This is a genomic window from Nakamurella leprariae (assembly GCF_016918035.1).
Classification (GTDB): domain Bacteria; phylum Actinomycetota; class Actinomycetes; order Mycobacteriales; family Nakamurellaceae; genus Nakamurella; species Nakamurella leprariae.
Genome location: NZ_JAERWK010000005.1, coordinates 181,980 through 207,262, shown reverse-complemented (window position 1 = coordinate 207,262; position 25,283 = coordinate 181,980). Strand labels below are relative to the sequence as shown.

25 protein-coding genes and 1 pseudogene are annotated in these 25,283 nt (G+C 74.2%); 13 read left to right on the top strand and 13 right to left on the bottom strand.

Going from position 1 to position 25,283, the window contains the following annotated elements:
• Positions 1 to 27 precede the first annotated feature (27 nt).
• From JL106_RS03855 to moaA, 3 genes are all read right to left on the bottom strand, one after another.
• Positions 28 to 1,032, bottom strand: coding sequence for a hypothetical protein (locus tag JL106_RS03855; protein ID WP_205259348.1), 1,005 nt, complete (start codon positions 1,030 to 1,032; stop codon positions 28 to 30).
• A gap of 184 nt (positions 1,033 to 1,216) precedes the next feature.
• Positions 1,217 to 1,507 (bottom strand): MoaD/ThiS family protein, encoded by a 291-nt coding sequence (locus tag JL106_RS03850; protein ID WP_328841233.1) that lies wholly within the window; start codon positions 1,505 to 1,507, stop codon positions 1,217 to 1,219.
• A 1-nt stretch (position 1,508) separates the two neighbouring features.
• Positions 1,509 to 2,591, bottom strand: coding sequence for a GTP 3',8-cyclase MoaA (gene moaA, locus JL106_RS03845; RefSeq protein WP_205259347.1), 1,083 nt, complete (start codon positions 2,589 to 2,591; stop codon positions 1,509 to 1,511).
• A gap of 79 nt (positions 2,592 to 2,670) precedes the next feature.
• On the opposite strand from moaA, the gene JL106_RS03840 reads away from it, so the two are divergent.
• The 3 genes from JL106_RS03840 to JL106_RS03830 all read left to right on the top strand — a co-directional run bounded on the left by JL106_RS03840 (position 2,671) and on the right by JL106_RS03830 (position 3,924).
• Positions 2,671 to 3,024, top strand: a complete 354-nt coding sequence (locus JL106_RS03840; RefSeq protein WP_205259346.1) for a VOC family protein — start codon at positions 2,671 to 2,673, stop codon at positions 3,022 to 3,024.
• 121 nt (positions 3,025 to 3,145) lie between these two features.
• Complete coding sequence (locus JL106_RS20645) at positions 3,146 to 3,562, top strand: YidH family protein (protein WP_205259345.1); 417 nt, start codon at positions 3,146 to 3,148, stop codon at positions 3,560 to 3,562.
• Entirely contained in the window at positions 3,559 to 3,924 is a 366-nt protein-coding gene (locus JL106_RS03830) for a hypothetical protein (RefSeq protein WP_205259344.1), read from the top strand. Before JL106_RS20645 ends, JL106_RS03830 begins: the two co-directional genes overlap by 4 nt.
• Before the next feature lie 16 nt (positions 3,925 to 3,940).
• Here the strand turns inward: JL106_RS03830 and JL106_RS03825 are convergent, their stop codons facing one another.
• The 5 genes from JL106_RS03825 to aztB all read right to left on the bottom strand — a co-directional run bounded on the left by JL106_RS03825 (position 3,941) and on the right by aztB (position 9,583).
• Positions 3,941 to 4,927 carry an LLM class F420-dependent oxidoreductase gene (locus tag JL106_RS03825; RefSeq protein ID WP_205259422.1) on the bottom strand — a complete coding sequence of 329 codons (987 nt, stop codon included), beginning with the start codon at positions 4,925 to 4,927 and terminating at the stop codon, positions 3,941 to 3,943.
• A 151-nt stretch (positions 4,928 to 5,078) separates the two neighbouring features.
• On the bottom strand, positions 5,079 to 6,347 hold the full coding sequence (aztD, locus tag JL106_RS03820; protein ID WP_205259343.1) for a zinc metallochaperone AztD: 1,269 nt from the start codon (positions 6,345 to 6,347) through the stop codon (positions 5,079 to 5,081).
• Positions 6,348 to 6,413: 66 nt separating this feature from the next.
• Complete coding sequence (locus JL106_RS03815) at positions 6,414 to 7,379, bottom strand: metal ABC transporter substrate-binding protein (protein ID WP_205259342.1); 966 nt, start codon at positions 7,377 to 7,379, stop codon at positions 6,414 to 6,416.
• Complete coding sequence (locus tag JL106_RS03810; RefSeq protein WP_205259341.1) at positions 7,376 to 8,659, bottom strand: hypothetical protein; 1,284 nt, start codon at positions 8,657 to 8,659, stop codon at positions 7,376 to 7,378. The genes JL106_RS03815 and JL106_RS03810 overlap by 4 nt, the downstream gene beginning before the upstream one ends.
• A gap of 45 nt (positions 8,660 to 8,704) precedes the next feature.
• The gene (gene aztB / locus JL106_RS03805) at positions 8,705 to 9,583 is read right to left on the bottom strand and encodes a zinc ABC transporter permease AztB (RefSeq protein WP_407940075.1); all 879 of its coding nucleotides are present in this window, start codon (positions 9,581 to 9,583) and stop codon (positions 8,705 to 8,707) included.
• 31 nt (positions 9,584 to 9,614) lie between these two features.
• Here aztB and aztA point away from each other — a divergent pair, with 31 nt between their 5' ends.
• Positions 9,615 to 10,259 (top strand): zinc ABC transporter ATP-binding protein AztA, encoded by a 645-nt coding sequence (gene aztA, locus JL106_RS03800; RefSeq protein ID WP_205259340.1) that lies wholly within the window; start codon positions 9,615 to 9,617, stop codon positions 10,257 to 10,259.
• Here aztA and JL106_RS03795 read toward each other — a convergent pair.
• Positions 10,256 to 11,527 (bottom strand): serine hydrolase domain-containing protein, encoded by a 1,272-nt coding sequence (locus JL106_RS03795; RefSeq protein WP_328841226.1) that lies wholly within the window; start codon positions 11,525 to 11,527, stop codon positions 10,256 to 10,258. The genes aztA and JL106_RS03795 overlap by 4 nt on opposite strands.
• Positions 11,528 to 11,647: 120 nt before the next feature.
• On the opposite strand from JL106_RS03795, the gene JL106_RS03790 reads away from it, so the two are divergent.
• The 3 genes from JL106_RS03790 to JL106_RS03780 all read left to right on the top strand — a co-directional run bounded on the left by JL106_RS03790 (position 11,648) and on the right by JL106_RS03780 (position 14,612).
• Positions 11,648 to 12,172 (top strand): DinB family protein, encoded by a 525-nt coding sequence (locus tag JL106_RS03790; RefSeq protein WP_205259339.1) that lies wholly within the window; start codon positions 11,648 to 11,650, stop codon positions 12,170 to 12,172.
• Between the two features lie 45 nt (positions 12,173 to 12,217).
• The gene (locus tag JL106_RS03785; protein ID WP_205259338.1) at positions 12,218 to 13,732 is read left to right on the top strand and encodes an MFS transporter; all 1,515 of its coding nucleotides are present in this window, start codon (positions 12,218 to 12,220) and stop codon (positions 13,730 to 13,732) included.
• 118 nt (positions 13,733 to 13,850) lie between these two features.
• Positions 13,851 to 14,612: an HAD-IIA family hydrolase gene (locus tag JL106_RS03780; protein WP_205259419.1), complete on the top strand. Its 762-nt coding sequence runs from the start codon at positions 13,851 to 13,853 to the stop codon at positions 14,610 to 14,612.
• Positions 14,613 to 14,658: 46 nt separating this feature from the next.
• Here the strand turns inward: JL106_RS03780 and JL106_RS20640 are convergent.
• Positions 14,659 to 15,018, bottom strand: a pseudogene (locus JL106_RS20640) (VanZ family protein); the annotation flags it as partial.
• 271 nt (positions 15,019 to 15,289) lie between these two features.
• On the opposite strand from JL106_RS20640, the gene JL106_RS03775 reads away from it, so the two are divergent.
• A complete protein-coding gene (locus tag JL106_RS03775) occupies positions 15,290 to 15,910 on the top strand; it encodes an HAD family hydrolase (protein WP_205259337.1) in 621 nt (206 codons plus the stop codon).
• 39 nt (positions 15,911 to 15,949) lie between these two features.
• Here JL106_RS03775 and JL106_RS03770 read toward each other — a convergent pair whose 3' ends face one another.
• Positions 15,950 to 16,189, bottom strand: a complete 240-nt coding sequence (locus JL106_RS03770; protein WP_205259336.1) for a hypothetical protein — start codon at positions 16,187 to 16,189, stop codon at positions 15,950 to 15,952.
• A 385-nt stretch (positions 16,190 to 16,574) separates the two neighbouring features.
• Between JL106_RS03770 and JL106_RS22375 the strand changes: the two genes are divergently transcribed.
• Positions 16,575 to 16,961, top strand: a complete 387-nt coding sequence (locus JL106_RS22375; protein ID WP_205259335.1) for a cold-shock protein — start codon at positions 16,575 to 16,577, stop codon at positions 16,959 to 16,961.
• Between the two features lie 81 nt (positions 16,962 to 17,042).
• Here the strand turns inward: JL106_RS22375 and JL106_RS03760 are convergent, their stop codons facing one another.
• On the bottom strand, positions 17,043 to 17,639 hold the full coding sequence (locus JL106_RS03760; RefSeq protein ID WP_205259334.1) for a DUF2771 family protein: 597 nt from the start codon (positions 17,637 to 17,639) through the stop codon (positions 17,043 to 17,045).
• Between the two features lie 7 nt (positions 17,640 to 17,646).
• The gene (locus JL106_RS03755; RefSeq protein ID WP_205259333.1) at positions 17,647 to 19,128 is read right to left on the bottom strand and encodes an MFS transporter; all 1,482 of its coding nucleotides are present in this window, start codon (positions 19,126 to 19,128) and stop codon (positions 17,647 to 17,649) included.
• A gap of 712 nt (positions 19,129 to 19,840) precedes the next feature.
• Between JL106_RS03755 and JL106_RS03750 the strand changes: the two genes are divergently transcribed.
• From JL106_RS03750 to JL106_RS03735, 4 genes are all read left to right on the top strand, one after another.
• Positions 19,841 to 21,073: a DUF3027 domain-containing protein gene (locus JL106_RS03750; RefSeq protein WP_205259332.1), complete on the top strand. Its 1,233-nt coding sequence runs from the start codon at positions 19,841 to 19,843 to the stop codon at positions 21,071 to 21,073.
• A 16-nt stretch (positions 21,074 to 21,089) separates the two neighbouring features.
• Positions 21,090 to 24,332, top strand: coding sequence for a sacsin N-terminal ATP-binding-like domain-containing protein (locus JL106_RS03745; protein ID WP_205259331.1), 3,243 nt, complete (start codon positions 21,090 to 21,092; stop codon positions 24,330 to 24,332).
• A gap of 61 nt (positions 24,333 to 24,393) precedes the next feature.
• Positions 24,394 to 24,714 (top strand): DUF2530 domain-containing protein, encoded by a 321-nt coding sequence (locus JL106_RS03740; RefSeq protein ID WP_205259330.1) that lies wholly within the window; start codon positions 24,394 to 24,396, stop codon positions 24,712 to 24,714.
• A 135-nt stretch (positions 24,715 to 24,849) separates the two neighbouring features.
• On the top strand, positions 24,850 to 25,278 hold the full coding sequence (locus JL106_RS03735) for a MarR family winged helix-turn-helix transcriptional regulator (RefSeq protein WP_328841219.1): 429 nt from the start codon (positions 24,850 to 24,852) through the stop codon (positions 25,276 to 25,278).
• The last annotated feature ends 5 nt before the right edge of the window (positions 25,279 to 25,283 follow it).

The window sequence follows — 25,283 nt, the reverse complement described above, 5'->3', positions numbered from 1 at the left end:
GTCGTGGTCGCGCCGATCAGGCGGTGATCAGGCGGGGCCGGGCACCGTGAACGGCAGCTTCACGCCGCGCTTCTGGGCGTTCAGCATGGCGAAGTAGGTCAGGGCCAGGCTGGTGACCAGGCAGGCCCAGATGCCGAAGCTGGGTCCGGCCGAGGCCGAGATCCCGAACTCCTCGTCGCCGTCGCTGCCGCCGTTGGCGAAGGCGTGGATGAGCACGCCGATGTAGAGCAGGAACGACAGCGCTGAGGCGTAGACCAGCCACACCGGCTGGACCTGGGCCGGCGAGATCACCTTGTACAGCTGCAGCAGGAAGATGACCAGGACCGCCACCACGATCAGGGTGGGGATCCACCACCACGAGGTCCAGCCACTGACGCTGGCGCCGCTGAACCCGATGCCGCTGATCCGGATCGAGTAGAACGGGAAGAAGCTGAACACCAGGGTCAGCACGGCCGCGCCGAGTACCCCCCAGGTCGACACCGACAGCTTCGAGAAGTCGACGTTGTTCGGCTGGGCGTAGCCGTGCGGTCCGGGCTGGCCACCGGGTCCCCAGCCACCCGGCGCGGGCGGCGGGCCGTACCCGGGCTGCGGGCCGTACCCGGGCTGCGGGGCGTAGCCGGGCTGCTGGTACTGACCGGGGCCGGGGTAGCCGCCCTGGGGCGGGTACGCACCGGGCTGGCCGGGACCGGGCTGTGGGTAGCCACCCTGCTGGCCGCCGGGCTGGTAGCCGGGAGGCGGCGGGTAGCTGCCGGGCGGGGCGTAGCCGGGGGTGCCGGCCGGCGGGGCGTAGCCGGCCTGCGGGCCGCCGGGCTGACCACCCTGCTGGCCACCGGGCGGGGGACCCCACTGACCGCCCTGGGCCGGCGCGCCGTACTGGCCGGGCGGGCCGGAGGACGGCGGCGGGCCGGGTGGTGTGGGCGCGGCCTTGCTGAAGTCAGGAGCCGAGCCCGGGTCGGTCGGGGGCTGCCAACCGCCCGCGGGCTCGTCGGGCTGACCGGAAGACGGGGAACTCCCCGCCGGGGGCTGTGACACGGCGACCTCCTGGTCGTGTGGAACGGCGACACCCGTCAACGGGCGGACGCCCGAGAATGAACTTAGCGGCCGTAGGCGACCACGGACAGTGGACACACACGAACGGAGCGGCGCGTCCGTTCGGGTTGCGGGCGCCGGTCTGACGTACTGATGCCCCAGCGGGGGCGCTGATACGCCGGTGCGGTCAGCCGCCCGCGAAGGGCGGCAGCACGTCGATCACGGCACCATCGGACACCGGCTGGTCGAGCCCGTGCACGGCCACCTCGTCGAGCAGGAAACTGCACCGGGTGAGCACCGAGGCCAGGGCGCGGCCGTGCCGCTGCACGGCGACCGCCGCGGCGTGCTGGACGGTGGCGGGCGCGTCCAGGGTCAGCGTCTCCTGATCGAGACGGGTGGCCGCCCGGGCCGCGGCGAAGTAGCGGACGGTGACCGTCACCGGAGCGGCGGCGGTGATGGTCGCGGGCGGGGTCGACACGTCAGCCGCCGATGGCGCTCATCGGCCGGTCCGGCTGCAGGAACGACGGATCGTCGATGTCGTGGCCGGGCAACTTGCCCCACATCGCCGTCCGCCAGGTGTCGGCCAGTGTCGCGTCGTCCAGACCGGAACGGAGCAGCTCGCGCAGGTCGGTCTCGGTGCGGGAGAACAGGCAGGTGCGGACCCGCCCGTCCGCGGTGAGCCGGGTCCGGTCGCAGTCGCCGCAGAACGGCCGGGTCACCGACGCGATCACGCCGACCGTGCCGAGGGTCGTCCCGGTGCTGTCGGACACGTCGAACAACTCGGCCGGGGCACCGTCCCGGGGGGCGGCATGGGGCGTGAGCGTGAACCGGGCCTGCAGCCGGTCGAGGATCTCCTCGGCGGTGATCATCCGCTGCCGGCTCCACACGTGGCCGGCGTCCAACGGCATCTGCTCGATGAACCGCAGCTGGTAGCCCTGCTCGAGGCAGTACGCGAGCAGCTCGGGCGCCTGGTCGTCGTTGACGTCCCGGACCAGCACGGCGTTGACCTTGACCGGGGTGAGCCCGGCGTCGGCCGCGGCGCGGAGTCCGGCCAGCACGTCGGGCAGCCGTGGGCGCCGGGTCAGCCGCAGGAAGGTGTCCGCGTCGAGCGTGTCGAGCGAGACGTTGATCCGGTCCAGCCCCGCCGCGACCAACCGCTCGGCTCGGCGGGCCAAGCCGATGCCGTTGGTGGTCAAGGAAAGCTCGGGGCGGGAAGTCAGGGCGGCCGCCCCGGCGACCAGGTCCTCCAGGCCGCGGCGCAACAGCGGCTCGCCGCCGGTGAACCGGATCTCCCGCACCCCGAGCTGCTCGACCGCCACCCGGATCAGCCGCAGCAGCTCGTCGTCGGACAGCAGCTCGTCGCCGGGCATCCAGTCCAGGCCCTCGGCCGGCATGCAGTAGGTGCAGCGCAGGTTGCAGCGGTCGGTGAGCGAGACCCGCAGGTCGTGCGCCTGGCGGCCGTAGCGGTCGACGAGCCCGGGAACGGCCGGTCGGGCGGCCAGGTCAGCGGGAGTGGGGGGGCGCCGCAACAGGCTCGGCAGTCCCAACGCCACGCTCGTCATCCCGTCAGGGTAACCAGGGCGGCGGCCCGGATCGCGCCCCCACCGGGCGGTCGACGCCCACGACGAGCAGGATCGAGCCATGGAACTGCGGCGCATCGTGCCCAACCTCACCGTCGACGATGCCACCACCGGGCACGAGTTCTGGGAGGACTTCCTCGGGCTGCGGCAAGAGTTCAGCCTCGGCTGGGTGACCAGTTTCCGGTCGCCGGCCAACCCGAGCCTGCAGGTCAGCCTGGTCGCCGGCGACGCCACCTCGCCGGAGGACTCGTCGCTGACCGTCCAGGTCGCCGACGTGGACGCCGCCTGGGCGGACGCGCAGCGGCGGGGCTACGAGATCGTCCGGCCGCTGACCCACGAGTCCTGGGGCGTGCGCCGCTTCCTGGTCAAGGAGTCGCACGGCGTGGTGGTGAACATCGTCGGGCACGCGGACTGAGGAGTCGTGCGAGCCAGGGACGAGCGAGCGCGGGCTCCGACCATCCGGCACAGATCGCGGGCGCCGTCGTGGCAGGGTGACGGCGGGGCCGCGACCGTCGGCCGGGACGGAGACCGGTGCCGTGGGCGACGAGCCGTCCGGGGTCGACGGGGGACCCGACCAGCCCGACACCCGTCGGCCGCGCAGCGTCTACGGCGTCGGCACCGAGCCGGACCCGCGGTTCAGCCTGGCCAACGAGCGCACCGCCCTGGCCTGGGTGCGCACCTCGCTGGCCCTGGTCGCCGGTGGGGTGGCGGTCACGTCGCTGGCCTCCCTGGCCGACCTGCCGGCGTTCCTGGACGTCGTCGCAGTACTGGTGTGCCTGATCGGCGCCGCGGTCGCGGTGGCGTCGTGGCTGTCCTGGCAGCGCACCGAGCGGGCCATCCGGGCCGGGCGGCCGCTGCCGCCGCCCATCGTGCTGCGGGTGCTGGTGGTCGCGGTCGCGGTGCTGGCGCTGGTGATGGCCGGGTACGCGATCAGCCGGGTGGCCGGCGCGTGAGTGCGCGACCCGGTCGGCGTCCCGATCCCCGGGTGGTCGCACTGGCCGACGACCCCGGCCTGCAGCCGCAGCGGACGGCGCAGGCCTGGCAGCGGACCGGGGCGGTGGCGGCGACCGGCGCGCTGGCCGTCGCCTTCGTCGGTGCCCGGCTCGACCTGGTGGTGCTGGGTGTGGCCGGGGCGGTGCTCGCGGTGGGGGTCGCGGTGATGACCGTGTGGGTCATCCCGGCCGGTCGCGGCGACCGCCCGGCACGACTGAGCGCCGCCGTCCTGCTGGCCGGGACGGCGGCGCTCAGTGTGCTGCTGGCCGTGCTGGGGGCGGTGGCCGGCGTGGCGTCGCTGACCCGCGCGCTCGGCCGGTGAACGGATCCGGACGGACTCAGATCAGCGCGGGGATGACCTCGCGCTCGAACAGCTCCAGGCCGGAGGTGTCGTAGGCCAGTTCGGGGAAGTAGCAGATGGCGTAGGTCATCCCGGCGTCGCGCAGCGCGGTGAACCGCTCGACGAGCTGCTCGGGCGTGCCCATGCCCGGCATGCCACGCACCGAGTTGACCTGCTGCTGGGCCTTGTCCGGGCTGACGTACCGGTTCATGTGATCCTCGTACCAGGTGATCCGGTTGTCGACCTCGTCCTGGGTGGTGCCGACGGCGATGTTGTAGTTGGCCGACCGGGTGATCGCGTCGAAGTCGGTGCCCACGGTGCGGCAGTGGTCGGCCAGGATCGCCGACTTGGCCTTGAACTCGTCGAGGGTGCCGAGGAAGTTGGTGTACTGCGCGTACTTGGCGGCGATCTTGAGGGTCACCTTCTCGCCGCCACCGGCGATCCACAGCGGGATGCCGCCGGGCTGCAGCGGCGTGGGCCGGACGATGGCCCCGTCGACCTGGTAGTGCTTGCCGTCGAGCGTGGCCTTCCCGGTGGTCCAGGCCTGGCGCATGATCTGCACGCCCTCGTCGAGCATGCCCAGGCGGTCCCGCGCCGGCGGGAAGCCGTAGCCGTAGGCCCGCCACTCGTGCTCGTACCAGCCGCCGCCGATGCCCATCTCGGTGCGCCCGCCGGAGACGATGTCCACGGTGGCGGCGACCTTGGCCAGGTAGGCCGGGTTCCGGTAGCTCATGCAGGTGCACATCTGGCCCAGCCGGACCCGCTGGGTGCTGGCGGCGAAGGCGGCCATCAGCGTCCACGCCTCATGGGTGGCGTCGTCGGTCGGCTCGGGGACGGTGTGGAAGTGGTCGTAGACCCAGATCGACTCCCACGGGCCCGCGTCGGCGCGGGCCGCGAGGGTCGACATGGTGGCCCAGTGTTCGCTCGGCTCGATGCCGGCGAGGTCCATCCGCCAGCCCTGGGGGATGAACAGTCCGAAACGCATGCGGGGGGATGCGGTCATGGCCTGCAGCGTAGGTCGGGGCCCGCGGCGCTCCGGGAGCGGGGTTCGGGCTCGGTCGGCGCGTGGGCGGGGTGTTCCCGCGGGTCGGGGCATGCTCCTCCCGACCCGCGGGAACCGGCGGCCGGTCCTGGTGTCAGGAGGCGGCGATGCCTGTGGCGACGGCGATCTCGTTCGGCGTGGCCGGCAGCTCGCCCTCGGCCAGGACCTCGCCGCTGGTCAGGTCGACGGCGAGGATGCGCTGCTGCGCCGGCTCGGTGATGAAGGCGATGTCGCCGTGCACGACCAGGGCCGGGTGCGGATCCTGCCACTCGGCCGGGCCCTCCCACGGAGCGATGACGTCCCACGACCGCTGGATCTCGCCGGTGGCCGGGTCCAGGGAGTTCAACGTGCCGTCGGTGCTGAGCAGGACGATCTCGTCGGCCGGCCCGCGGCCGACGTCCCGCCAGGTGTACCGGACGCCCTGGGGCAGGTCGACGACCTGCAGCTGGTCGGTGCTGGTGTCCAGCAGCACCAGCTCGGAGAGCAGGGAGCCCTCGCTGTCCGGGTCGGAGTTGTAGTCGCCGACCAGGATCGGGGAGGTCTCGCTGACGTAGGCGTTGCCCATCCGGCCGTACTCGTCGGGCGCCTGGAACTTGGTGAAGGCCCCGTCCCGGTAGACCAGGACGCCGTCGCTGCAGCCGAAGACGGCGACCTCGCCGGACAGAGTGCCCTCGCCGTGCACCGACGGGCACTCCTCGTTGCGGGCGACCTCGGTGCCGGAGGCGTCGAGCACGCGGACCCCGCTGCGCGACTCGGAGGTGCCCAGGGTGGACAGCACCGTGCCGTCCTCGAGCTGGATGGCCACGCCGTGGTGGGGCGCCTCGGATGCGATGACCTGGGTCTCGGGCGGCTCGGTGGCCCCGGTCAGGTCCTCGGTGTCCATGACGGTGATGTCACCGGTGCCGTCGGAGAACAGCACTGTCTTCCCCGCGTGCCGGACGACGTGACCCGGCTTCGGGGCGGTGAAGACGACGTCGGTCAGGGTGGGCTCGGTCTCGTCACCGCCGACCGCGGTTCCGGTGTCGAGCACCTGGAAGCCCTCGGACGTGGAGACCATCACGGTGCGGCCGTCGCCGGCCGGGTTGACGCGGTTGAAGCCGGCCAGCGGGAGATCGGCGACCAAGTCGAGGGTCTCGCCGTCGAGCACCAGCAGACCGCCGTCGTAGGTCAGGGTGACGCGCGAGCCGTCGGCGGCGGCGACGGACGACGAAGCACTCGATGCGGCGGACGACGAGGACGACGCTGACTCGGAAGACGTTGAGCTCGCGGACGTGTCGTTCGACTCACCGGAGCCACAGGCGGCGAGCAACAGGCCGGCGCCGGCCACCAGCGCGAGCGAGCGGGTCGGACGGGAGGTTCTCATGGTGTGCATCCTATCAAGAATCATTCTCAACTAACGAAGGGTCTGGAGTTCTGTGTCGACTGCCGGTCACCGGGTCAGCCCGGCGGCGATCCGGTCGGCGTTGGTGCGCATCATCTGCAGGTAGGTCGCCGCGTCCCCGCCGGGCGGGCTGAGCGACTCGGTGTGGAGCGGGACGACTTGGACGTCGAGGTCGACCTCGTCGGCCAGCACCTGCATCAGCCGCTCCGGCCGGGCGGCGTCGGCGAACACGGTCGTCACGCCGGCCGCCTCGAGATCGGCGACCAGGTCGTCGAAGTCGCTCGCACTCGGCGCGGCGAGCGTGCTCCCGCCGGGCAGGACGGTGCCGACGACGGAGAACCCGTACCGCTGGGCCAGGTAGCCGAAGACGTTGTGGTTGGTGACCAGCGCGCGCCGCTCCGGCGGGATGGTCGCGAAGAGGATCCCGAGCTCGGTGTCCAGCTCCTGCAGCTGCTGGCGGTAGGCCGCGGCCGAGCTGGCCAGCGTCTCGGTGTCCAGGGCGGGGACGTGCTGGGCGAGCGCCGGTTCCAGGGCGTCGATGACCTGGACCATCCGCTGCGGATCGGTCCACAGGTGCGGGTCCGGGCCGAGTCCGGGTGCCCCCCGCTCGTCGTCGGGACCGGCCGGTGCGACGTCCCCGGTGCCGTAGGGGATCGGCTCGATGGCCTCGCCGGCCACGAACTGCGGGACGCCGTCGGCGGCGGCCGCGTCGAGATGGTGCTGAACGCCCTCCTCGAGGCCGAGACCGTTGGCGACCAACAGGTCTGCCTGGCGCACCCGGGCCGCCTCCTGGGCCGAGATCTCGAACGAGTGCGGGTCGGAACCCGCCGGCATGAGCACCAGGACGTCGGCCTGGTCGCCGACGACGGCCCGCACGACATCGCCCAGGATGTTGGTGCTCACCGCGACGAGCGGTCGACCCGACCCGCCGTTGCCGCCGGCCGCGCAGGCCGGCAGCAGACCGATGAGGACGACGGCGAGCACGGCCAGGCCGGCGCGCAGGCGGCGGCTCATCGGCCCGACTCGGCCAGGAACAGCGGCACGTCGGGGGTGGCGAACTCGCGCGAGATCCGGGCCGCATCCCCGTGATCGATCTCCAGGACGCGCCGTCCGGCCGGGTCGTTGACGTAGGCACGGTTGGCGTCCACCTCGATGGTGACGGCCTCGCGGAGGACGGGATCGGCCACCGAGTCGGCCAGCAGTGGCTCACTGCTCCCGGTGACGGCGCCGGTCTCGGCGTCGAGGGTGAGGATCCGCCCGTCCCGATCGACGGCGACGACGGTGTGGTCCCGGTCGTCGACCGCGGTGACCGCGAGCAGTGGGACCGGTGTCTCGAGCAGCGACCAGGCCCGGTTCCGGGTGTCCAGCACCCACGCGCCGCGTTCGCCCGCGAGCGCCGCCACGGACGGACGGTCCTTGCGGGCGGCGAACTCCCGAGCCCGTTCGGCGGCGGCGACCGGCTCCGGGTAGGCGATGTGGTCCAGGGTGACCGGGTCGTCGGCGGTCGCCCCGGCGGTGGCGAGCACGGCGCCGTCCGCGCACCCGACGACCACGCCGACCCGGCTGGTGATGGTGCCGGCCAGATCCGGGCAGCCGACCTCCGCGCCGGGCACCGGGGTCCCGGTGGCGTCCAGCACCCGGACGGCGTCGGCCGCGGCCGTGCCGGCGATCAACTGCTCGCCCAGCGGGACCAGCACGCCGGCGGCCTCGACGTCCGTGGCGGTGGAGGTGATCTCGCCGTCACCGAGCGCGGCACCGTCGAGTACGGTGCCGTGACCGGTGGCCGGATCGAGCAGCGCCACCGTGGCGATCGCGGACGCGGCCCGGGTGTCGGTGCCGGCCGGGATCGGGCCCATCAGGCGGGGTTCGGCCAGGTAGTAGTGCGAGTGGTCGCCGTGCGGCACGGTCCACGCTCCGGTGTCCAGCACGGTCAGGCCGTCGGGTGCGGTGGCGAACAGGTAGCGGCCGTCGGTGCTGACCGTGTCGGGTGCCGGCAGGTCGGGCAGCTCGAGCGGACCACCGGTGAGCAGGTCGATGCCGGTGGTCCGGCCGTCCGGGGCCACCACGGCGAGACGCAGCTGCGCCTCGGTCATCTCGGCCGCACCGGCCGACGCGCCGTAGCCGTCGCCGAAGCCGTCCCCCGCCCCATCGGCTGCGGTGCTGGGCGCGGACGCGGCGGGTGAGCTGCTCGTCGGTCCGGACGGCGAGCCACCGGAGCAGGCGGCGACGGTCAGCCCGAGGGCGACCAGGCCCAGAGGGAGCAGGGGCGCGGTGCGGCGCGCAGGGGTCAGCACAGGAGGCCCTTCTGGTGGGTGGTGCCGGATCGGAGGCAGGAACGGTCAGCGCGCGGTCGCGACCTCGGGGCGGTGGGCACTCCGCGGTGCCCCGAGCCGGGCGGTGAGGGTGCGGAGCAGCGTCGACACCGGGTACGCGGCCACCGCGACCAGGGCGATCGAGGCGCCGGCGGCCGTGCCGGCGTGCCAGGAGACCAGCAGCCCGACCGTGACGGCGACCGCCCCGATCGCGGCGGCAAGGGACATGGTGGACACGATGCCGGTGGTCCACGGCCGGGCCGCGGCGGCCGGCGCCACCAGCAGCCCGACCACCAGCAGGCTGCCCACCGCCTGGTAGGAGCTCACCACCGCCAGCGTGACCAGCACGGTCAGCGCGACACGGGCGGCGCCCGGCCGCAGGCCCAGGGTGGCCGCCTTGACCGGGTCGAAGGTCAGCGCGACGAACGCGCGGTGCCCGACCGCCGCGACCAGCAGGGTCAGGACCACCGCGACCGCCAACTGCACGACGTCGCCGGTCCGGATGGCCAGCACGTCACCGAACAGGATGGCGGTGAGGTCGGTGGCGAACGACCGGGACCGGGAGACGATGAGCACGCCGAGGGCGAGCATGCCGACGAAGAGCAGGGCGATGGCGGTGTCGTCGGACAGCCGGCGGCGCCGGGTCAGCAGGCCGACCCCGGTGGCCATCGCGGCGGCGCTGACCGCCGCCCCCAGCACGGTGGGCACGCCGAGCAGTGCAGCCAGGGCGACCCCGGGGACCATGCCGTGCGCGAGCGCCTCGCCCAGGAACGCGGATCCCCGGATCACCACCCAGGTCCCGGCGACGCCGCAGATCACCGCGACCAGGACGCCGCCGATCAGAGCGCGAGCCATGAAGCCGGCGGAGAACGGGTCGAGGAGCCACAGCACCGGGTCACCGTACATGAGAATCGGAATCGTTCGATACGATCCTTGCATGACCGATCTCGTCCAGGTGGAGCGCGTGACCGCGTACCACGGAACCGTTCTCGCCGTCGATGCGGTCGACGCGGTGTTCGCTCCGGGGACGGTGACCGTCGTCACCGGTGGGAACGGATCCGGCAAGTCCACGATGCTGGCCGTGGTCGCGGGGGTGCATCAGGCGGCCGCCGGACGGGTGCTGCGGCCGGCCGGTGGCGTCGCCTTCGTCCGGCAGTCGTGGAGCGCGGAACGCCCGCTGCCGCTGACCGTCCGGTCCGCCGTCGCGATGGGACGGTGGCGTGACCGGGGCCCGTGGGCCCGGCTCCGGGCGGACGATCGCACCCTGGTCACCGAGGCGATGACGCAGCTGGGACTCGCGGACCTGGCGCGCCGGCCGCTCGACGCCCTCTCCGGTGGCCAGCGCCAGCGGGCCCTGGTCGCCCAGGCGCTCGCCCAGCGGGCTCCGGTGCTGTTGCTCGACGAGCCCACCGCCGGGGTCGACGAGACGGCGCGGCGGTGGATCGAGGACGCGATGGCGGCCGAGGCCCGGCGCGGGGTGGTCGTCGTGCACGTCACCCATGACGCCGATCAGGTCCGGCGGGCGGACCACCGGCTGCACCTGGCGGCCGGGCGAGTGGCGGAACCGCTGGGAGGCCGCTAGGACCGCTGGGCCACCGCGGTGCCGATCGCGTCGACGGCGGCGAACGTGGCGTGCAGGGCGGACATCGGTTGCGGTCGGGCCCAGGACGAGAGCACGGCCACGACCAGCCGACGGTCCGGCTCGACCCACAGCAGTTGCCCGTGGATGCCCATCGACATGAGCACCCCGCGGTCGGCCCGGGGCAGCCAGTGGTGACTGCGGTACGCGCCGCCGGGGAACAGGGCGGCGCTCTGGGACGCCGCGAACGCGGCCGCGACGTCGACGGCGGTGGTCGGGTCACCGCCCCCGGCGCGCGCGTCGGCCAGCCAGGCCGCGGGTACCACCTGACGGTCGCCGACCGCCCCGTCGTCGCACAGCAGCTGGCCGAACCGGGCCAGATCGCCGATGGTGCAGGCGAAGCCACCGTCCACGACGACCGCGCCGGCCGGATCGACCACCGCGTCGAGGTCCTGGGCCGCGCCGAGCGGCGCCCAGAGGAGCTCGCCCAGCAGGTCGGGCATCCGCACCCCGGTGGCCCGTTCGCACAGCCAGCCGAGCAGGTCGGTCTCGCTGGAGCGGTACTGGAACGCTCCGCCGTGCGGCCGGTCCGCGGACAGGGTGGCCAGCAGGTCGTACATCGAGGTGGGCAGGTCCGGGTGCGTGGGTGGCGTCCAGCCGATCGCCTCCCGCAGCCGACGGGCCGGGCTGCCGGCGCCGCCGGTGTCGACGAACCGGATGCCCGAACGCATGTCGAGCAGATGCCGCACGGTGGCGTCCGCGTACCCGGTGTCGGTCAGTTCCGGGATCCAGGACTGCACCGGCACGTCCAGCCGGAGCGCACCGCGATCCACCAGGATCCCGACCAGCGCACCGATCATCGCCTTGCCGCAGGACATCAGCAGGTGTGGCCGGTCGGCCGCGGCGAACGGGCCGGGCGATCCTCCGGCGACCACGGCGCCGTCGTGCAGGACCACGAACGCGTCGGTGCCGGGATCGTCCGGCTCCGGTTCGGTGGCGACGCCGAGCAGGCCGGCGACCGTCCCGGTGTGCCGGCCCCGCTGCCAGGTGATCGCCGACAGATCCAGCGCCTCGCCCGGCCGCAGCGACCGGACGGGTCCGGATCCCCGGCCGACCCGCGCGGTGCGCAGCACCTCCCGGAGGTGGTTGAACGACCAGCGGTTCACCGGCGGCTGCTGCCAGGTGGCCAGGGTCCAGCGCTGCTCAGGGGGTGGCGGGAACCCGGTCATCACGGCCGGATCCAGAACTCGGTCGGTGCGCGCGGTCGACACGGGAGCCCAGTCTGCCCGGCGGCGGCCCGGACTCTCGCCGCGCCCGGCAGGCCGGCTGTCGGTGGTGTGTGCGGTACTGGTCCCGGCACCGCCCACACCGGCGACTCCTGGAGGCATCCGATGACCGATCAGGCCCGATCAATCGCGACGGGGGAGCGGGCCGACCTGCTCGATGCGCTGGCGAAACACCGATGGCTGCTCATCGGCACCGTCGACGGCCTCACCGACGAGCAGGCGGCCGCGCGGCCCACGGCCAGCGCGCTCTGCCTCGGCGGCATCATCAAGCACGTCGCCATCACCGAGGCCTCGTGGGACGACTTCATCGAGCACGGTGACACCTCGTCCGGTCCGCCGGACGAGGCGACCTACCGCGCGCACGCGGAGGGCTTCCGCATGATGGGGGACGACACCCTGGCCGGGATCCTGGAGCGCTACCGGCAGGTCGCCGCGCGCACCGACGCGCTCGTCCGGGACCTGCCCGACCTGGACGCCGGCCACCCGCTGCCGGAGGCACCGTGGTACCCGCCCGGTGTCCGGTGGTCGGCCCGCCGGGTGTTCGTCCACATCGTCGCCGAGACCGCGCAGCACGCCGGCCACGCCGACCTCCTCCGGGAGACGATCGACGGCCGGAAGTCGATGGGCTGAACATCCCGGGTCGGGTCGTCCGTGGACGCGGGGGACAGTGACCGGATGGACGACGGCGAGATGCGGGCCCGACCCGGCGCCCCGGACCTGCGACTGGCCTCGCCGGCCGGGCGCTGGCTGCTGGTGGCCGCGGTGCTGGGCTCGGCGTTGGCCGGGATCGACGCCACGGTGGTCAACGTGGCGCTGCCGGCCATCGGTCGGGACCTGGACGCCGAGTTCGGCGCCCTGCAGTGGACGATCACCGGCTACACGCTGACCCTGGCCTCGCTCATCCTGCTCGGCGGATCGATGGGGGACCGGTTCGGGCGGCGCCGGGTCTTCCTGGTCGGCGTGGTCTGGTTCGCGGTCGCCTCGTTGGCCTGCGGCCTGGCCCCGAACGCCCCCGTGCTGATCCTCGCCCGAGCCGTGCAGGGCGTCGGGGCGGCGCTGCTCACGCCCGGCAGCCTGGCCATGATCCAGGCGTCGTTCCGCCGGGACGACCGGCCGAAGGCGATCGGGGTCTGGTCCGCCTTCGGCGGGGTGGCCACCGCCGCCGGTCCGTTCCTCGGCGGCTGGCTCGTCGAGGCGGTGTCCTGGCGGCTGGTCTTCCTGATCAATCTGCCGCTGGCCGCCGCGGTCGTGCTGATCGGGCTCCGGCACGTGCCGGAGACGCGCGACCCGGATGCACCGCGGCGGCTCGACCTGCTCGGCGGCGCGCTGAGCGTGGTGGCCCTGGCCGGTGTGACCGCGGCCGTCATCGCGGTGCCCGATGACGGGATCGGCGCGGCCCCGGTGCTCGTCCCGGCGAGCACCGGCGTGCTCGCCGCCGTCGCCTTCGTGGTGCGGGAGCGGCAGGCCCGGGCGCCCATGCTGCCGCTGTCGATCTTCGCCAGTCGGCAGTTCACCGCCACCAACGCGGTCACCTTCGTGGTCTACGCCGTCTTCGGCGGGGTGTTCTTCCTGCTCACCCTGCAGTTGCAGGTGGTCGTCGGCTTCACCCCGCTCGCCGCCGGGCTGGCCACGATGCCGGTGACGGTCCTGATGCTGCTGCTGTCGGCCTGGTCCGGCGGGCTGGCCCAGCGCATCGGCGCCCGGCTGCCGATGACCGTCGGCCCGCTGCTGTGTGCGGCCTCGGTGCTGCTGATGCTGCGCATCGGGCCCGGGGCCGGGTACCTCACGGACGTGCTGCCGGCGGTGGTCGTCCTCGGCCTGGGCCTGTCCGTCCTGGTCGCCCCGCTCACCTCGGCCGTGCTGGGCGCGGTGGCCGACGAGCACGCCGGCATCGCCTCCGGGGTGAACAACGCCGTGGCCCGGGCGGCCAACCTGCTGGCCGTCGCCGCGTTCCCGGTCATCGGTGGGCTCACCGGCGCGGCGCTCTCCGACCCGGCGGCCTTCGCCGCCGGCTTCACCGTCGTGCTGTGGGTGGGAGCGGGCCTGCTGGTGGTCGGGGCGGTCCTGGCCTGGACCACCGTGGCGGGACACAGCCCGGCGGCTCCGGATGATCGTGGACCGGAGCCGGCCCACGTGCACTGTCCGGTCACCGGTCCCGAGGTGATGGGGCGGCGGACGCCGGGGGCGTGACGGGCGTCGTCGCGCGGATGCCGGCCGCGACCCCCCGATCGGGGAGGATGTGCCGGTGAGTGACACCCAGGAGAGCGGCGAGCAGTCGCAGCCGGCGCAGTGGTCCTACCTGTCCGACATGGACGGCGTGCTGGTGCACGAGGAGCACATGGTGCCCGGGGCGGACGAGTTCCTGGCCGAGTTGCGCGCGGCCGACGTCAACTTCGTGGTGGTCACGAACAACCCGATGTTCACCCGGCGCGATCTGCGGGTCCGGCTGCTCAACAGCGGTCTGGACATCCCCGAGGACCGGATCTGGACCTCCGCCCTGGCCACCGCGCAGTTCCTGGCCGGGCAGCGCCCGGGCGGGTCGGCGTTCGTCATCGGCGAGGTCGGGCTGACCACCGCCCTGCACGAGGCCGGGTTCGTGCTCACCGACCAGAACCCGGACTACGTGGTGCTCGGCGAGACCCGCAACTACTCGTTCGAGCAGATCACGACGGCCATCCGGCTGATCAACAGCGGGGCGCGGTTCGTGGCCACCAACCCGGACGCCACCGGTCCCAGCCGCAACGGCGTGCTGCCGGCGGTGGGCGCGGTGGCCGCGTTGATCCGTGAGGCCACCGGCAAGCAGCCGTACTTCATCGGCAAGCCGAACCCGTTGATGATGCGGTCCGCGCTGCGGTCCATCGGCGCTCACTCCGAGTCCACGATCATGATCGGCGACCGGATGGACACCGACGTCATCGCCGGGATGGAGGCGGGGCTGGCGACGATCCTGGTGATGTCCGGGATCGCGGACCGGGCGTCGATCGAGCGCTACCCGTTCCGGCCGACCCTGGTGGTGGACTCGATCGCCGACCTGGTGGGCCGGACGGCCGATCCGTTCGCCCGCCACTGAGCCGGTCCACCCGCCGGGTGCGGCGGCGCAGCACCCACCACGCGACGAGCAGGCCCAGGGCCGCCCCGGCCGTGTTGGCCGCCACGTCCCGAGGGTCGGCGAACCGGTCCGGCAGCAGCGCCTGCTGCACGAACTCCACCCCGGTCGACAGCAGGGCGGCGGTCGGCACGATGAGCCAGCACACCCGGGCCCGCATGGCCAGTGCGCCGAAGAAACCGATGGGCACGAACATCACCACGTTGGCGGCCGACTCGATGAGCCCGAAGCTGACGAAGCCCGGCAGGACCCCTTCGGCGTGCAGTCGGCGGAGCGTCGTGGCCAGCCACTGCTGCGAGTCCCCGGCCGGTGGCTCGGGCCAGAAGACGATCGCGGCCACCACGGCCAGGAACAGCACCAGCCAGCCCATGGCCGCTCGACGCTGCCTGGGCGTCGACGTCAGCGGAGCGACGGGCACCAGCCGATGGTAAGGGCTGATCGAGTGTCCACCGCGCGAGATGTCCGCACCGGCGGGACCGGCCGACTGCGGACCGTGGTGTCGTCCGGCTCTCGTCACCTGTTCGATGCATCACGGCCCAGGTCACCGTCCGTCGATGAGTTGATAACGGCTGGATCACCGATCGGCGCCGGGGTGCTCGCACCGCCACGGACCCCCGATCACCGGCCGTACGCTGCCTGCCGTGAGTTTCACCGTCGGCTTCGACCTCGACATGACGTTGATCGACCCGCGCGCCGGGATGATCGCGTTGTTCGACGAACTGGCCGCCGAGACCGGGATCCCCCTCGACGGGCGTGCCTGGGTCACCCGGCTCGGCCCACCGCTCTCGCACGAGTTCGCCCGCTACGGGCTGGACGACGACACCATCACCGCGCTGGTCGACCGGTACCGGGCTCGCTACCAGGACGTGGTGCTGCCGCAGACCGTGGCCCTGCCCGGGGCGCTGGACGCGGTCCGGGCGGTGACCGCCCGCGGCGGCCGGGCCGTCGTGGTGACCGCCAAGTTCGGACCGAACGCCGAGGCCCACCTGGACCGGCTCGGCATCGACGCCAGTGCGGTGGTCGGTGATCTGTGGAGTGCCGGCAAGGCCGTGGCGCTGCAACAGCACGACGCGGAGGTCTACGTCGGCGATCACCTGGGTGACATCACCGGGGCCCGGGTCGCGGACGCGCTGGCCGTGGCGGTGGCGACCGGACCGATCAGCGCGGACGACCTGCGGTCGGCCGGGGCCGACGTGGTGCTCGAGGACCTGACCGGGTTCCCGGCCTGGTTGGACACCTACCTGCTGGCCACGGTGCACTGACGCCGGGGGCCGTGACCGCTGGGTCCGGCGGACAGAGGGTCAGCGGTTGGCGGAAGCAGCGCTCCGGCTGCGCCTGGCCTCGACGAAGACCGCGACGAGGCCGAGGGCGAATCCGACACCGACGGCTCCCGCGGCGAGCACGTTCAGCCACCACGGCAGGTCGCGCCGGCCGGTGGCGAACAGGATCATGATCACGAAGATGGCCACCAGGCCGACGCCGAAGATGATCATGCCCGCCTTGATCAGTGGGGACGACGTGCGCCGGGTGGCGCGGTCCACTCGCGGTATCCGGGTAGACACGTTCGGGGTCGACTGTTCAGGCGCGCTGCCTCCGCGCTCGGCCGGTGAGGACACCCGACCAGCATAGGCGGGTCGCCCGGGTGTCCCGGACCGTCGGCCGGGGCCGCGCACCGTGCGGTCCGGCCGGGCGGAGTCGGCCGGGTGGGAACGCCAGTAGGCTGGATCAGGCACATCCGCACGTCGGGGACCTGGCCGGCACACGGTCACCCCGCGGCGAATCCCTCCAGGTGGTCGGTCGTTCCCTCGGCCGATCGTCGGCCTGCCCGCATCCGGGGCCGGGGTGGAGTGCCGGATGCGACGAGACAGGTGGTCCGGGGATCCCGGATCCACGCACGACCCCCGGACGAGAGAACAGGTGAGTGGGGTGCCCAGCGGCAAGGTGAAGTGGTACGACGCGGACAAGGGCTTCGGGTTCATCGCCCAGGAGGGCGGGGCCGACGTGCACGTCCGCTCCTCCGCGCTGCCCTCGGGCATCACCAGCCTCAAGCCCGGGCAGAAGGTCGAGTTCGGCCTGGCCGACGGCCGCCGCGGTCCGCAGGCGCTGTCGGTGACGGTGCTCGAGGCGCCGCCGTCGGTGGTGGCCGCGACCCGCCGGCCCGCCGAGGAGCTGCACGGGCTGGTCGACGACATGATCAAGCTGCTGGAGTCCAAGGCCCTGCCCGATCTGCGTCGCGGTCGCTACCCGGACCGTGCCATGGGTTCGCGGATCGCGACGGTGCTGCGCGCGGTGGCGGCGGAGCTGGACGCCTGACGCAGCGCGCAGCTCGGAACGACGCACCAGGGGCGCCGACGGCTCAGCCGTCGGCGCCCCTGCTGCGTGTGGGCAGGACGGTCAGGGTTGGCCGTCGGCCTCGCCGGTCGGGTCGGGGGCAGGCGCCTCGCTCATGAACAGGCCCCAGCCCTGCGTCTCGACGAATCCGACACCGGTCGAGTCGGTGACGCTGCCGTCGTTCGGCACGACGGTGAACCCGGATCTCACCGCAACCAGGACGAACCGGTCGGTGTCGGCGAACGGCCGCAGGGTGTAGGCCAAGCGGCCGTCGTCGAAGAGTTCCGTGGCCCCGTCACCGAGCTGACCGTCGGCGTCGACGTATCGGAAGTAGACGCTCCATGGCTGCTCGGCGACCTCGGTCGGCACGTTGATCTGGACCGGATCACCCGGCCGCACCTCCAGGCGCGCGAAGCGGTCGGCATCGGACCCGTCGTACTCGCCGCAGCGCTGTTCCAAGGTCAGCGCCTGCGACATGTCCGCGTTGCACCACAGCGCGGGCCCGATCTCGACCGCGGTCCGATTGCTGTAGAAGGTCACGTCCGGGTGGGGCGCGGTGCAGCCGGCCAGCACGGCCAGTGAAGCGGCCAGGGCGGCGACCCCGGCGATCCGCCTGCGGCGCGATCGGGTCGGGGTGGTCGGGGTGGTCGCGATGGTCATGAGGGGATCAGGTGTCCTTCCGGAGGTCGGGCCGGCTCGGCCCATCGGCGTCCGGACGGGAGCCAGCGCCGAAGTCGGTGAGGGTGGTGGACGGCGATGCGGCGGGCGCGGCCGGATCGGTGAGCGGGGCGGTGGCGTCCCCGGCGGCTCCGGCCTTCCGGCTCCGCCGGCGGGGGCGGGGCAGCCGGACGGCCGGGACCATCGAGCGGCCGGACTGCACCAGTCGGCTCTGCACCAGCCCCAGGATCAGCAGCACGGTGATCACCCCGAAGCCGATCGGGTAGACCTGGTCGTGCCCGAAGGACCAGACCCCGCCGATGAGCAGGCCGATCACCCCGCCGAACACCCAGCCGAGCTGCAGGGCGGTCTCGCTGCGACCGAACGCGGAGGCCCGGCTGACCTCGGGCAGGTGTTCCTGGATGGTCGCGTCCAGGCAGACCTTGGCCAGCGACGACGCGGTCGAGCCGACCAGGCCGACCACCGCGGCCATGACCAGCCCGGGGGCCAGCACGGCGATGAGCGTGCTCACCGCGACGCAGGCCACCGCGATGAGCGAGGTCAGTTCGGGGGCGGTGAGCGGCAGCCGGGCGCCGAGCGCGTTGCCCACGAACCCGCCCAGGCCGGCGGCGGCACCGACGATGCCGAGCAGCAGCAGTTGGGTGAACGCGCTCTCGTCGGCGTACTCGCTCTTGACCACGAAGGCGATGAACAGCATGAGGAAGCCGGTCTCGATGCGCACCGTGGTGTTCAGCCACAGCGTGGTGCGGACCGAGACGGGCAACTGCGGGCGGCCGCTGGTGCTGCCGGGCAGCGCGACCGGCACCTCACCCTCGGTCGACTCCACCCAGGCCGGGATGCGCAGGCACAGCACGGCGCCGCCCGCCGCGCACAGCGCCGTGAAGACCATGGCGCCGGGGGAGCCGAACACCGCGCCCAACCCGGCCGCGATCGCACCGGCGGCGCCGCCGGCCAGCAGTCCGAAGACGGTGAGCCGGGAGTTGGTCTTGACCAGGGTCATGTCCGGCGGCAGCACCCGCGGGGTGAGGGCGGCCTTGAGCACACCGAACGACTTGGACAGCACCAGCATGCCGAGGGCGCACGGGTAGAGCACCCACGTCTCGAACTGGAAGATCAGGATGATCGCCAGCACCGCGCGCGCCATCGACGACGCGGCCAGCGCGATGCGTCGGCCGTGCTGCAGCCGGTCCAGCGCGGGTCCGATGAGCGGGGCGATCACCGCGAACGGCGCCACCGTGATGAGCAGGTAGAGCAGCACCTTGCCGGTGCTCTCGGCGGTGGCGGCCGCGAAGAACAGGGTGTTGGCCAGGGCCACGGCCAGTGCCGCGTCGACCGCATAGTTGCCCATCACCGCGTACGTCAGCGCGGTCAGTCCTGACCGGTCGGCCCCGTCGGCGGTGGCGGCCTTGTGGAACAGCTGGACGCCGCGGGTGGTCAGTTCGCGACTGCGCATGGCGGCAACCCGGGTCACGGTGACCTTGCGCAGCCCGTACGGGTTCGCGCCCGCCGTGGTCGGCGCATCGGCACGGTCGGATCCGGCGCCGTGCGGGTCCTGATCGGGCCGGTGGTCCTGGGCACGGCCGGCGGCGGGTTCCCGCCGCGGGGCCGGCGGTCGGGGCCGGTCGGTCGGGGATGTCGACGGTGCGGGCTGCTCCCAGCGGTTGGTGTACGGCGGCAGCGCGCTCCCGCGGGGAGCGGGTCTGCGCGGCGGGGGCGGTGGGGGCGGCGGAGGCGTGGTGCTCGGCGGTCCGGCCGGGAGGCGACCGCCGGTGGGCGACCAGGATCGCGGCGGGGTGGCCGGCCGGCGGGGCAGGTCGGTGGTCGGCTGGTCGGTCGGCGGGGGCGCCCATCGGGCGGTGTCCCGCGGCAGCGCCGTGGTCGGCTGCTCCGGGGCCCAGCCCCCAGCGGGATCGGACCGACCGCGCTGCGGGGAACGGTCGCGCTCCCACGGCGCCGGTTCCCAGGGCTGGTCCCAGGCGGCGTCGTCCGGGGCCCGATCAGCGCCCCGATCAGGACGGTCGCCGACGGGACGACCGCCGACACCGTCCTGGTCTGGCTCCCCGCGCTGCACGTCGTCCATCCTGCCGCACGGCACCCGGCCCGCGGCGTCGCGCCGCCCGCCGACCCGAACTCCCGGGATCGGCCAGGTCGGAACGGGTGTCCCGGTGCGGCATCATGGCCGGGTGACGCTCTCCACCGCGGTCAGCGACCCCGACCCGTCCGCCGGCGGATCCGACGTCCTCACCGAGCCGCCGGTCAGCCGCCCGATCGACCCGTCGCCCGACCTGGTCGCGGTGGCGCGGCTGGCCGCCGAGCAGGACGCCGGCGCGGCCGCCGAGGTCGGTGACCTGGCCGGGGCCGTCGCCGAGGACACCGTGGCCGTCACCGTCTTCTTCGCCAGCACCAACCGCGGTTACCACGGCTGGCGCTGGGCGGTCACTCTGGCCGTGCTGGAGGAGACGCCGCCGACGGTCAGCGAGGTCGTGCTGTTGCCCGGGCCGGACGCGCTGCTCGCGCCGGCCTGGCTGCCGTGGTCGCAGCGGATCCGGGCCGGCGACGTCGGACCCGGCGACCTGTTGCCGCCGCCGCCGGACGACCCGCGGCTGGTCCCGTCCTACCTGGAATCCGACGACCCCGCGGTCGAGGAGGTCGCCCACGAGCTCGGCGTCGGTCGCGTGCACGTGCTGAGCCGGCTGGGCCGCGAGGAGACGGCCGAGCGCTGGGCCACCGGGCCGTTCGGTCCGGACAGCCCCGCGGCTCGGCAGGCCCCGGGGCCGTGCGGGAGCTGCGGCTTCTACCTGCCGCTGGCCGGGGCGCTGGGCGCCGGGTTCGGCGCCTGCGGCAACGAGTATTCGCCGGCGCAACTGTCGGTCGTCTCGGTCGGCTTCGGGTGCGGCGCGCATTCGGAGACCGAGGTGGAACCGGCCGGTCTGGCCACGACGACCGCGGCGGTGGTCGACGAACTGCTCATGGACGTGGAGCCGCGGCCGCCGGCGCCGGCGGACGACGCTGATACGGCCGGGCCCCGGGACGAGAGCACCGCCGAGTTGGCGGTGGCCGACGAGGCCGTGCCGGCCGAGGTGACGGTCACCGACGGAACCCACGTCGAAGTGACCGAGGACGACAGGCCGGCCGAGCCGTCGGTCGACGAGGGGCCGGTCGACGAGGCGCCGGCCGCCGAGGTCGAGGCGGTCATCGCCGCGGTGGAGGCGGCGGCGGAGGTCACCGTGCCGGGTGACGGCGAGTCCGCGCCGGACGCCACGGTCGACGAGCCGGTCGCGCTGGTGACCGAGATCGACGCGCCTGAGGTCGAGGGCGGGTCCGAGGTGCCGGGGTCCGAGGCCGAGGCGGCCGCCGCGGCCGGGTCGGACGCCGATCCGTCCGAGGAGGACTCCACCGGTCCGTCCGCCGAGTGAGCCGGATCCGCTGCGCGTGACCCCGGACGATCCGGACCCGTTCGACACCGGCGCGATCCGCCGTGCCGTGCTGCAGGCGTGGGCCGCTTCCCCGGCCCGGTTCCGGGAGGACGCCAACGCCGAGGAGGCGCTGGCCGTCGGCGGCTACGCCGGGCGGGTGCTCACCGAGCTGGCCGCCAACGCCGTCGACGCGGCCGCTGACGCCGGCGTGCCCGCGCGGCTGCGGATCCGGCTGGTGGGCGGCGAGCTGCGGGTGGCCAACACCGGCGCGCCGGTGACCGCGGACGGCGTCGTCGCGTTGGCCTCGCTGCGCGCGTCGGCCAAGCGTGCCGCCGGGTCCGCGTCGGTCGGGCACTTCGGGGTCGGCTTCACCGCCGTCCTGGACGTCACCGACGCCCCGATCGTGCTGTCGACCAGCGGATCGGTGCGGTTCGACCGGGCCGCGACGCTGGCCGCGGCGACCCGGCTGGACGTCGCGGCGCTGACCGCCGAAGTGAGCCGACGCGACGGGGCGGTCCCGGCGCTCCGGCTGCCGTGGCCGGTCCCGGTCGGGCCGGACACCCGGCCGCCGGCCGGCTTCACCACGGAGATCCGGTTGCCGCTGCGGCACCCGGAGAGCGCCGCGGACTGGTCGCGGCACCTGGCCGCTCCCGCCGACCCCGGGCCGGGATGGGCCGACGAACTGTTCTGGTCGCTGCCCGGCCTGGCCGAGCTCGATCTCCCGGAGGTGGTGGTCACCCGGACACCGGCCGCCCCGGATCCGTCGCCCGCCGCGACGACCGAAGTGTTCACCCTGCGCGTCCGCCGGCCCGACGGTCCGTCCGCGGACCGGTCCTACCTGGCTGCGGGTCGGACCGGCCGGGTCCCTCCGGACTTGCTGACCGGGCGGCCGGTGGAGGAGCGTGACCGCACGACGTGGTCGGTGCGCTGGATCCTCCCGGTGACCACCCCGATGACCACCCCGATGACCGACCCGATGATCGACCCGATGATCGACCCGATGATCGACCCGGTGACCGACGGCGACGCCGAGCGACCCGCCGACGATCCGCTGGACGGTCCGGCCGCCGGCGGGGCGGTGCCGCACCTCGGCCCGGTGGCGGCGGCCCCGCTGGGCGCGCCGACGCCCACCGACGAGTTGATCACCGCCTCGGCCCGGTTGATCGGGACGTTCGCGGTGGACGACACCCGGCGTCGGCTGGCCGCCGGCCCGCTGAACGACTTCCTGCTGGACCAGGCGGCGCTGACCCACCTCGACCTGGTGTCGGCGGTCGCCCCGCGACACCGCGCCGCCGTGGTCCCGGTGTCCGGGTTCCCGGCCGGACCGGTGGACGCCCGGATCCGCACCGCCCTGCTGGACCTGCTGCGCGACACCCCGTGGCTCCCGTCGGCCACCGGCGAGCCGGTGACGCCGGACCGGGCCCAGTGGCTGCCCGGCCTGACGCCGGACGGGGCGGCGGTGCTGGCCGAGGCGGTGCCCGGGTTGCTCGCCGTCACCGACTGGCCGCTGCCTCCGGGCACCTCGGCGGACACGCTGCTGCGCACCCTCGGAGCGTCCGCGATCGGCCCGTCGCAGGTGTCGGCCGCGCTGGGCGCGCTGGACCGGGGACCGGCCTTCTGGGCGGCGGTGTACGACGCGCTCGCCGAGCAGGACGCCCAGGAGCTGGCCGACCTGCCGGTGCCGCTGGTGGACGGGCGGACGGTGATCGGGCCGGCCCGCTGCCTGCTGCCGCCGTCCGGCCCGGACGCGGCGGTGGTGCTGGCCGCGGGTCGCGCCGTGCCCGGGCTGGCGCTGGTCCACCCGGCCGCTGCCCACCCGCTGCTGGAGCGGATCGGCGCCCGCCGGGCCGACCCGGACACCGTGCTCGGCCACCCGGCCGTCGTCGCCGACCTGGAGCGCCGACGGGACGACCTCGACGACGTCGACCCGGAGCCGGCCGAGCTCGAGGCGTTCGCCGCGGTGCTGCTCGACCTGGTCGCGGTCGGTGGCCGGGCGGCGCCCGGGGTGCTGGACGCCCTGCTGCTGTCCGACGAGGACGGCCAGGCCTGGCCGGCCGGGGAGCTGCTCGCGCCGGGATCGCCGCTGGCCGCGGTCCTGGCCGCGGATGCCGAGCTGCCCGTCGTCGCACCGCCCTGGGCGCAGCGCTACCCGGCGGCGGTGCTGGAGGCGGTCGGGGTCCGGTCCGGCTTCCGGGTGCTGCTGGTCACCGACCTCACCGACCCGGACGACGCTCCGGACGGCGTGCCCGATCTGGACGCGTGGTGGGCTGAGTGCGAGGCGGCGGGCGTGCTGCCGCCCGGGGAGCTCAGCGTCGTCACCGACCTGGATCTGGTGGATCGCCACCGGTGGCCGGAGGCGCTGGCCCTGCTGGCCGCCGATCCGGCGGTCCGCCCGGCGTTGGCCGACGTGGCCGGGCGGCCGTCGTACACCCGCTGGTGGCTGGCCCGTTGGGCCGAGCTGGACGGGGTGCCGCTGCGGCGGTGGCGCACGTCGTCCGCGCACGAGCTGGTCGGCCTGTACGACGAGGCCCCGGTGGGGACGGCGCTGCCCCTGGCCGACCGGATCGGGTTGCTCACCGACCTGGCCGACGCGGCGGAGGAGCCGCAGGTGCTCGTCGACCGGTGGGCCGACGACCGGCGGACGCTGCCCGCGGCGGTGGTGGGTCCGGCCACCGCTGCGGTGCTCGCGGTGCTGACCGAGCACCGGGACGCCGTCGTGCCCGTCGAGCTGCCCGCGGAGGTCCGCACCCTGACCGGGGCGGTGGTGCCGGCGGACGACGCGGCCGTGCTCGACGCACCGTGGGCCGCGCAGATCTTCCCGGCCGCGCGGAGCGTGGCGCCTGCCGGAGACGCCCGGCAGGCCGCCGAGATCCTCGATCTCGACCTGGCCTCCGAGGTGGTGGGCGGGTTGCCGGTGGCGGGCTCCGACCATGGTGATCCGGCGGGGCCGTCGCGCCAGGACCTGACGGTCGCCATCCGTACGGCTGCGGCCGCGCTGGGCTGGATCGGGCCGGCGGTCGAGGCGCTGGTCGACCGGGTCGACGCCCGGCCCGGGCTGGCCGTGCTGGACGGCGACCGGTCGGTGCCCGTCCGGTGGTGGCCGGGCGACGGCGGACGCTGGTGGACCGACGGCTCGGCCGACGGGACCGGCCGGATCGCGGCCTGGGTGAGTGGCCGCTGGTCGGCGCGGGCCCGCGCGGTGGCCGCCGCCGCGGCCGATCCGGTGGGACTGGCCGAGACCGCGCTCGATCCGTGGTGAGGTCGGCGGGTGATCGCCGAGGTGCGTGGGTGGGCGGGGTGCGGCCCGTACGCTGTCGCCTGTGGTGCAGCCGGAGCGACAGCCCGATCACGATGCCCCCGTCCCGACCCTGACGCCGCCGCCGCCGCCGCTGCCGCCGGTCCGGGCCAACCTCGCCCACATCGTCATCCCCACCACCGCGCTGTGGTTCGTGGCCTTCGTGGTGCTGCTGTTCTTCACCAGGCCGCTGCGCGAGCACGACGCGATGATCTGGTTGTGGACCTGCCTGGCCGGCTGGGTGCTCGGGCTGATGGGGCTGTCCATCTACTTCTGGCAGCGGCACGCCGCCCGCCGCGGTCGCCGCTCGGCCAACCAGATGGCGCTCGACGAGCAGTTGCGCTGACCCGGACCCGGGGTCCTGGGCGATGGACCGGGGACCGTGAGGGATTCCCCGTGATGCCGGACCCGAATCACACAGATCCCCATCCGCGAACGTGATTCACCCGCGGGTGATCCTCTGACCACTAGGCTCAGCGGCGTGCCTGACGTCGCCGAGTTGGCCAGCGAGCTCCGATTGGCCGTGCACCGGCTCACCCGCCGGATGCGCCAGGAGGATCACCCGGCCCACGCCCTGACCCTGACCCAGATGTCGGCGCTGTCGGTCATCTGGCGGGAAGGACCGCTGACCGCGGGCGAGCTGGCCGCCAAGGAGCAGGTCAAACCGCCGTCCATCACCCGTGTGGTCAGCGCCCTGGAACAGTCCGGCCTGGTCACCCGGCAGGGCAATCCCGACGACGGTCGGCAGGTGCTGGTGACGATCACCGACACCGGCACCGCGGAGATCGAGAACCTGGTCCGGGCCCGGGAGCTGTGGCTCGGCCAGCAGCTGGCCCAGCTGTCCCAGCGGGACCGTGCCGTGCTGGAGAAGGCCACCGGCATCCTGGACCGGCTCGCCGCGTCCGACTGAACGAG

Bases quoted from the DNA above. Each gene is read 5' to 3' on its own strand.
- moaA (WP_205259347.1), bottom strand. From the start codon at position 2,591: ATGACGAGCGTGGCGTTGGGACTGCCGAGCCTGTTGCGGCGCCCCCCC.
- JL106_RS03840 (WP_205259346.1), top strand. From the start codon at position 2,671: ATGGAACTGCGGCGCATCGTGCCCAACCTCACCGTCGACGATGCCACC.
- JL106_RS03825 (WP_205259422.1), bottom strand. From the start codon at position 4,927: ATGCGTTTCGGACTGTTCATCCCCCAGGGCTGGCGGATGGACCTCGCC.
- aztD (WP_205259343.1), bottom strand. From the start codon at position 6,347: ATGAGAACCTCCCGTCCGACCCGCTCGCTCGCGCTGGTGGCCGGCGCC.
- JL106_RS03815 (WP_205259342.1), bottom strand. From the start codon at position 7,379: ATGAGCCGCCGCCTGCGCGCCGGCCTGGCCGTGCTCGCCGTCGTCCTC.
- aztB (WP_407940075.1), bottom strand. From the start codon at position 9,583: ATGTACGGTGACCCGGTGCTGTGGCTCCTCGACCCGTTCTCCGCCGGC.
- aztA (WP_205259340.1), top strand. From the start codon at position 9,615: ATGACCGATCTCGTCCAGGTGGAGCGCGTGACCGCGTACCACGGAACC.
- JL106_RS03790 (WP_205259339.1), top strand. From the start codon at position 11,648: ATGACCGATCAGGCCCGATCAATCGCGACGGGGGAGCGGGCCGACCTG.
- JL106_RS03785 (WP_205259338.1), top strand. From the start codon at position 12,218: ATGGACGACGGCGAGATGCGGGCCCGACCCGGCGCCCCGGACCTGCGA.
- JL106_RS03780 (WP_205259419.1), top strand. From the start codon at position 13,851: ATGGACGGCGTGCTGGTGCACGAGGAGCACATGGTGCCCGGGGCGGAC.
- JL106_RS03760 (WP_205259334.1), bottom strand. From the start codon at position 17,639: ATGACCATCGCGACCACCCCGACCACCCCGACCCGATCGCGCCGCAGG.